At 70.8% G+C, this 6,674-nt stretch carries 4 protein-coding genes; 1 reads left to right on the forward strand and 3 read right to left on the reverse strand.

Annotated elements, in window-relative coordinates; genetic code table 11:
* Nucleotides 1–4,598 (reverse strand): AAA domain-containing protein (locus tag ETD83_RS37975; protein ID WP_138650035.1); only part of this gene is annotated, 4,598 nt, incomplete at its 3' end.
* A 458-nt stretch (nucleotides 4,599–5,056) separates the two neighbouring features.
* Here ETD83_RS37975 and ETD83_RS37980 point away from each other — a divergent pair.
* Nucleotides 5,057–5,599, forward strand: coding sequence for a hypothetical protein (locus ETD83_RS37980; RefSeq protein WP_138650036.1), 543 nt, complete (start codon nucleotides 5,057–5,059; stop codon nucleotides 5,597–5,599).
* A gap of 260 nt (nucleotides 5,600–5,859) precedes the next feature.
* Here the strand turns inward: ETD83_RS37980 and ETD83_RS37985 are convergent, their stop codons facing one another.
* Both ETD83_RS37985 and ETD83_RS37990 read right to left on the reverse strand, forming a co-directional pair.
* The gene (locus tag ETD83_RS37985) at nucleotides 5,860–6,150 is read right to left on the reverse strand and encodes a hypothetical protein (protein ID WP_138650037.1); all 291 of its coding nucleotides are present in this window, start codon (nucleotides 6,148–6,150) and stop codon (nucleotides 5,860–5,862) included.
* Between the two features lie 199 nt (nucleotides 6,151–6,349).
* A partial coding sequence (locus ETD83_RS37990; protein WP_205718109.1) for a helix-turn-helix domain-containing protein occupies nucleotides 6,350–6,674 on the reverse strand: 325 nt, incomplete at its 5' end.

Genomic DNA, 6,674 nt, shown 5'->3' on the forward strand with positions numbered 1-6,674 from the left:
ATGTGTTGGGTGGCCAGGGTCGTCCACAGTGGGCGCAGGGCTTGGTCGGGGTCGAGTTCGAAGTCGCTTTCGGCCAGTCGCCAGAACCGCCAGCCGGCGCGGCGGAGTTCTCGTTCGCGGAGCAGGTCGTTGCGTCGCTGGTGGTGGCTGCGACTGTGCCAGTAGCTGCCGTCGCATTCGACCGCCAGGCGGGTGTGGTCGCCGATGACGACCATGTCGATGGTCTTGGCGCCGACAGGTACGTGCGGGACGACGCGGTAGCCGCGTGCTCGGATGCGCAGGAAGACCCGTTGCTCGAACAGGCTGTCGAACGGGGGGTGCAGTGTGTCGGGAGTGAGGTCGTCCAGGTCGGTGGGCAGGGCGAGCGAGGATGGTGGTGCCTGCATGTGGGTGAGGAGGCTGTGGCGGAGGTCTGTCTGCTGGAGCCGGTGCGCGGGGACGCTGCAAAACAGCCAGAGCTGGTCGCCGGCGCGGCTGACGGCCACGTTGAACCGTTGCTCGAACAGCTCGCCCGACAGGGCTTTGGGCGGGTCGGTGACGACCATGGACAGCAGGATGACGTCGCGTTGGTCGCCCTGGAATTGTTCGGGTGTGCCGACGCGGAGCTTGCGTTCCTCGCGTGCGGTGAAGTCGGGCAGTTCTTGGTTGAGGATCTGCTCCAGCAGCCGGGCCTGCCCGCCGCTTTGCAGGGTGATGATCCCGAAGGTTTTGCCGCGGTAGGCGGGGTCGTCGAGGAGTTCTTTGAGTTTTTCGACGATGCGTTTGGCTTCGACGGGGTTGCGTTGCTGCTGGCGGGTTCCTTCGAGGTAGCCGTCGTCGATGTGTTCCACGCGCAGCGGGGGGAGGCGGTCGACGCCGTATTGGCGCAGGGCGACCAGGTCGCCGTCGTAGAAGTTCGCCGAGCACCAGTTGATGATCTCGGGCATGCAGCGGTAGTGGTCGGTGAGGCGTTTGCGGTGCGGGACGCGCGATTCCAGCAGCTTGTAGAGGTTGGATTTGGGGGAGAAGTCGTCCCGCGATTCCAGGCGCACGTCGGCGAGGTAGTCGTCGAGGCGGTCGAAGATCGGCTGGAGCTCGCCTTGCGATGAGGGGGGAGGGGAGCATTGTTTGTCGTCGCCGACGACGATGACGTGCGGCGCGAGCCAGAGCAGGAACAGTGATTCCACGCCGAGCTGGCTGGCCTCGTCGACGATGACCACATCGAAGGTGTCGCGCTGGGGTGGGAGGGTTTCCACCACCATGTCGCGCGGCATGATCCAGGCCGGGACGGTCTGGCGGGCGTGGTGCATGGCCTGGCGGACGGCCGCCCGGTACCGGCTGCCGTACCGTTGGCTCTTGCCTTTTCCCAGGTCGCTCATGCGGTGCTTGAACGCCAGGAGTGCTTGCCGTTGGGGCTGGGTCATCCGGGTGAGCAGATGCTCCCAGGCCTTGCCGGCGGCGAGCGCGGCGGTGGTTGTGTTCAGGTGCTGCTCGGCCTGGTCCAGGTCGCGTTCGGCGCGGTCGTGGTCGCGGTCGCTGGCGTCGGCGGCCAGGTGCCGTGCCGCGGCGGCCCACGACCACGCCGCCTCCAGGTCGGCCAGCCGCGCTCGCCACCGCGGGTCGGTGGGGGAGTGGTGCAGCCGGTCGGCCAGGTCGGGGTGTGCCGCCCGCAGGTGGTGCAGCAGGTGTGCGGCCAGTCGCTGTTGGCGTTGCTGCTGGCAGGCGTGCTGCAGGTCGTTGAGCCGGGTGGCGTAGGCGGCGGGGTCGGGCGGGTTCACGCAGGCCGCCAGTGCCGCTGCTTGGGGCGCCGAGGCTGCGGCCGGTGGCGTGCGCAGGGCCGTGATGATCTGCCCGAGCCGGTGCCGGGCCTGGTGCGCGGCGCGTTGCGCGGGGACCGCGGCCAGCGCGCTGGTGAGCAGGTCGAAGTGCGCACCGGTGCGCATCGGCTGGGCGATGCGGGCCTGGTGCAGCAGCGTGGCCAGGTCGTTCCAGGCCTGCTCGATGGTGTGCAGGTGCTGCAGATCGGCGGCCCGGTCGCACATGTGCTGCAGCGCCGCCCGCAGGTCCCCCGCCGCGCCGGGGGGCAGGTCGGCCTTCCGGCCGGCGGGTCGGCTGGTGGGCTGGCCGTCGGCTGCCGGTGGGTGTGGCGCGGTGTGCAGGGCGCCCCAGTGGGCGGTCAGCGCGGTCAGTGCCGCACGGGCGCGGAGCCGGACCAGGACGACGTCGACGGCGGGCACGGTGTGCAGGGGCTTGCCGTCGACGGTGGAGCAGTCCAGGATCGCCTGGGCGTTGCGTTGGCTGATGTGGGGCAGCAGCCGCCGGGCGCGGCCGCCGTGCGCCAGGTGGTCGCGCCACTGCGTCACCACCTCGATCATCTCGCGTTCCGCGCCCGGCGCGGGGTCCGGGACGGTCACCGCATGAGACCAGGCCGCCAGCAGGTCTTCGAGGTCGCCTCCGGCGGCCTGCGTCGCGGTGCGCAGCTGCCGCCAGAGGGCGTGATTGCGGCCGGCCAGGATGTCGCGCAGCGCCGTGCTCTGCCAGGCCTCGCGGCGCCACCGGGCGGCCTGCACCGGCACGTCCATCTGGTGCAGGGCGTGGGTGATGTCGCCGGCCAGCCGCTGCAGCCGCTGCCACTGGCTGTCCTGGAGCGCGCTGAGCCGCTCGGCGAGGTCGGCGGCGTCGCCGCCGACCTCGCCGCCGACCTCGCCGGCGGCCTGGATCTGCGCGGCCAGGCGAGCGAACTCCTGCGCGGTGGGCAGCGCCGCGGGGTCGGGCAGTGGCTGCCGGGCCCGGTCGGGGCGGTCCCGGTGCCGGGCCAGCAGGTCGCCTACCTGTTGCGCCTGGGCGGCCGACAGCGGCGGCCGCGCGCCGGTGTGCGGGGGAAGCTCGCCGATCCAGCCGTAGCGGGCACGCCCGGCACGGATCCGGGCGGCGATCTGCGCGCGCGTGCCGGCGTAGCCGGGCGCGACCGTGCCGTGCTCGGCGAGTTCGGCCTCCCGGATCCGGCCGACACGGTCCTGGAGTTGCTTCACTCGCCGCCGCTGCCGGTCGCGCTGAGTCTCCAGGTCGCTGATCTCGCGGCGCAGTTCCGGCAGGCTGCGGGTGGCGACCCCGTCTGACAGCGCGCTGATCGTGCGCTCCACGGCGCCCTGGCCTGCGCCGCGCTGGTTGCCCACCCGGACGCACAGCTGCTGGATCGGCGCTGGCACCATATCGGGCCTGAACAGCACCTCCAGCGCCTGGTCCTTGGCCGCGGTGACCAGCACCCGCTTGCCCTCGGCCAGCAGCGCCGACAGCAGGTTGACGATGGTGTGGGTCTTGCCGGTCCCCGGCGGGCCCTGCACCACCAGCGCGGTGTCGGTGCGCAGCAGCTCGAACACCTCCCGCTGGGCGGTGTTGACCGGCAGCGGATACAGCGGATCCTGGGACAGGATCGGCTCGGTCTGCATGGCCGAGGAACGGCGCCAGGCGGTCCGCTGCTCCGCCTCCATGGGCACCAGCAGCTGCGCCAGCCCCAGCGGGCTGCGCGCGTGCGGCCCCGACAGCTCCTCGTGAATGCGCTCGTAGTAGGTCACCAGCCGGTTGGTCTGGCGGCGCCGCAAAATCAAGGCCGGCGACACCGACACCTCGGCGGCCGCGGTGGCGGCGGCGGTGGCGGCGGGCGCCCGCCACGTGCCGGAGAACGCTACCGGCGCCCGCATCGCTCGGGCCGACCACTGCCGCAGGATCTGCTCGGTGTCGTCGCCGAGGACCGGCGGGCGGCCGTCCTCCACCTGCGCGCGCAGCGCCTCAAGGCGCTGCGGCTCCAACCCGTGCCCGCTGTGCAGAAAGAGCCGGTCCTCCAGTTGCGGTGCCGTCTCCGGCGACACGGTCAGCCGGAGCCGGGAGGTCTTGCGATCCAGCTCGATCTGCGCGGCGCAGGTGATCAGGTGTCGCTGGACCGGGTCACCCTCGGGAGGCTGCCAGGACAGCAGCCCGACCCCCAGCACGAGCTCGAACATGTCGTCGTTTTGGCTCAGTTGCCGCTGCGCCGCCGCCAGGTCTTCATACAGCCGGCGGCCGGGGCGCCTTCCGCGTTCACCGTCGGCCCAGGCCCGCCAGGCCCGCAGCCACTCCTCGAACAGCAGCTCGGCCCGCGCCCGCGGCGCGGCCCGGGCCGCCGCGGCCACCGCCTCGGCGTTGCCGGGCCCGGGCTCTGCGGCGGCGTCACGGTCCACCTCACGGCCGCTTTCCCCGGCACTGCCTGCGGCGCTGCCTGCGGCGCTGTCTGCGGCGCTGTCTGCGGCGCTGTCGGGGCGAGCCGCATCAGGTGCCGGCGACCGCAGCCGCGGCACGACCTCGGGATCGGACACATCGCCGCTCACCCACCCGCGCAGCATCTGCGGCAGCGGCGGAGGGGCGACGGGCGGCTCGAAATCGAACTCCGCCACCACGCCGTCCGGCTGCGGCGCCAGCCGCGAGCCCAGGCCGTCCGCCAGCCACCACACCCGCTCATAAGCCCTCCACGTCATAACGGGCTTGCTGCCGGCGCTGACCAGATCCCGCAGATAGGCGATCAGCCCGCGCGTCGTCCCGACGATCTGCCGTTCCGCGGGACCGCTCGCCTGCGACGCATCCATTTACATGATCCCTTTCTCGGTGAATCACGGGAAACGTTCCAGGATCGGTGAGGCCGAAGCATTCGTCTATGCCCTTCGGGAGACAGAAAGGCCCGCCGCGACGAAGGCGCGATCTCACCATGACGCTATTGTTGAGAAGTCGCAGCGCTGATAGCCGCCGCTATGAGGACTTCCGAATTGTCGCTGCCGGTCAGGCCGCTACGCGCCCATGCCCCGCGCCTGATTCCAGTTTTGACGGGGCCGCGTGATCTACGAAAATGCAGTGTGGAGCGATGCCGCAAGAAGCGACCGAGCAGGGCAACCCTGCCCGCAGGGCGGTCCCTGCGGCGGCCCGGGCCGCCCGCCACGCTCCTGGGGATGACGCATCGGCCGTCGCCCTCCGCTCGGCCGACTCCGGCCCTGCGGGTCGCCCCGGATTACACGCCGCCCTACGCTGGCGCTGATCGCAAGACCGCGCCGTGCGAGAACAACGCGTATCGCAGGCACGTCGCGCGCCGGAAGAAATGGTGTGGGCGCAGATGGCGAGACGGAGAACAATAACGGAGAAAGCCAGAGCCGATGCCGGATTCCTGGCCGCCGCCGGTGTCGTCGCCGTGGCGGCCCTGTGTAGCTACGGCGCATGGATCGGGGCCGGACTGACCGCGGCCTGGCTCTACCTGATCTGGCTGGGATGCGCCAAACCCACAGTGTGCGACGTCGAAAAGGTGAGCGGCGACGGGGCATGCGCCAATCACGCTTACGGACGGCTCCGGGCCTGCTGGAGACCAGAGCATCAGCGCGTCAAACGACGCACGCTCCTCGCCTGGACGACAACCCCGTCCCAGCGCGAAGACACCGAACAGGTCTGGCACCGCGACGGCCGCGTCACCGCTCCCGAGGGAGCCGCGGACCAAGAGGCGGTACACGCGCCGGCGACCGCCCGGCTCCTGCTAGCCGCGACCATCGGGACGGGCGTCCTGGCGGTGCTGGCCGTCACCATCCAATCGATCCTTCCGACTTGATCCGCCGCCGCAGGCCCGCCACCCGCGCGATGCGAAGTCACCATTCCGTTAAACGTCAACCAGCATCAGAGCCGTCCACGCTGGTCGTCACGGAGCCACCGGCCCCCCGCAGTGCGCTGATCAACCACCAGCTGGAGTTCGGTACCGGCTGACAGGATCGCCGCCACGGGTGTGCGAGGAGAGCTAGGTCGGCGGACTTGGCCGGGGACGCGCGGGAGAAGTCACCCGAACTCGACATTTTGAAGGGGATCGGTCGAACGTCATCGCAGCGAGCGCGCACGGTCGCGTTTCATGGAAATATCGACTCCAGTGATCTTGACGATACGGGAAGCTGTCTCGTGCAGGAGCGTGTCGGGGCGCAGGTCGTCCGCCGCGATCGCGGAGAAGAGCGCGGGCAGGCCGGGCAGCGGATAGGGGTCGTCGTCCGCGCCCGCCAGGGCCAACTTGCCCAGCGGCTGGTGCGACAGCGACCTGCGGGCGCGGGTACCCGTGAATACGTGGGTCGAATAGGATCGCACGCATTCACCGAGATCAGCCCAGCCCGCCGTCATGCCTGCAAGGGGCGAAGGGACCGGACGACAAACGACCGTCGACCACTGTCGCGGTCCAACGGTCGCGGTCCATTGTCGAGGCACACTTTCCGGGGCGGCGGTGCTGAGGCTGTCTCCCCTCCGGAATGGACGTCCTGATCCATTCGGTGTCGGCCCCAAAGCAGCGAACTCGCCGAACGTGCCCGGTCGGCGCGGGGCTCTAGCGAGGGTGGCCGTCGGGCCGGTAAGCCGCGTTGAGGAGGGCGGTGGGGCTGATCCGCAGGCCGTTGGCGATGCTCAGGATGGTCAGCAGGGAGGGGTTGCGGCGGCCGTGTTCGATGCCGACCAGAAATCGTGCGGAGATCCCGGCGGCGTCGGCGAGGGCTTCGATGGACATGCCCGTGTGCTCGCGTTCGGTGCGGACTGCGAAGCCGAAGGCCTGCAGGCGCGGGTCGGGAGCGGGAAGGGGCACCCAGCGATGCCAGCAGCGCATCCACCACGACCACCATGAACGATAGTTCACTATCTGCAGGTCAGGGGGTGTG

The sequence above is a fragment of the Actinomadura soli genome, assembly GCF_005889715.1.
Lineage (GTDB): Bacteria > Actinomycetota > Actinomycetes > Streptosporangiales > Streptosporangiaceae > Spirillospora > Spirillospora soli.

Coding starts and splice junctions, on each gene's coding strand:
- ETD83_RS37985 (WP_138650037.1), bottom strand. CDS start 6,150: ATGACGGCGGGCTGGGCTGATCTCGGTGAATGCGTGCGATCCTATTCG.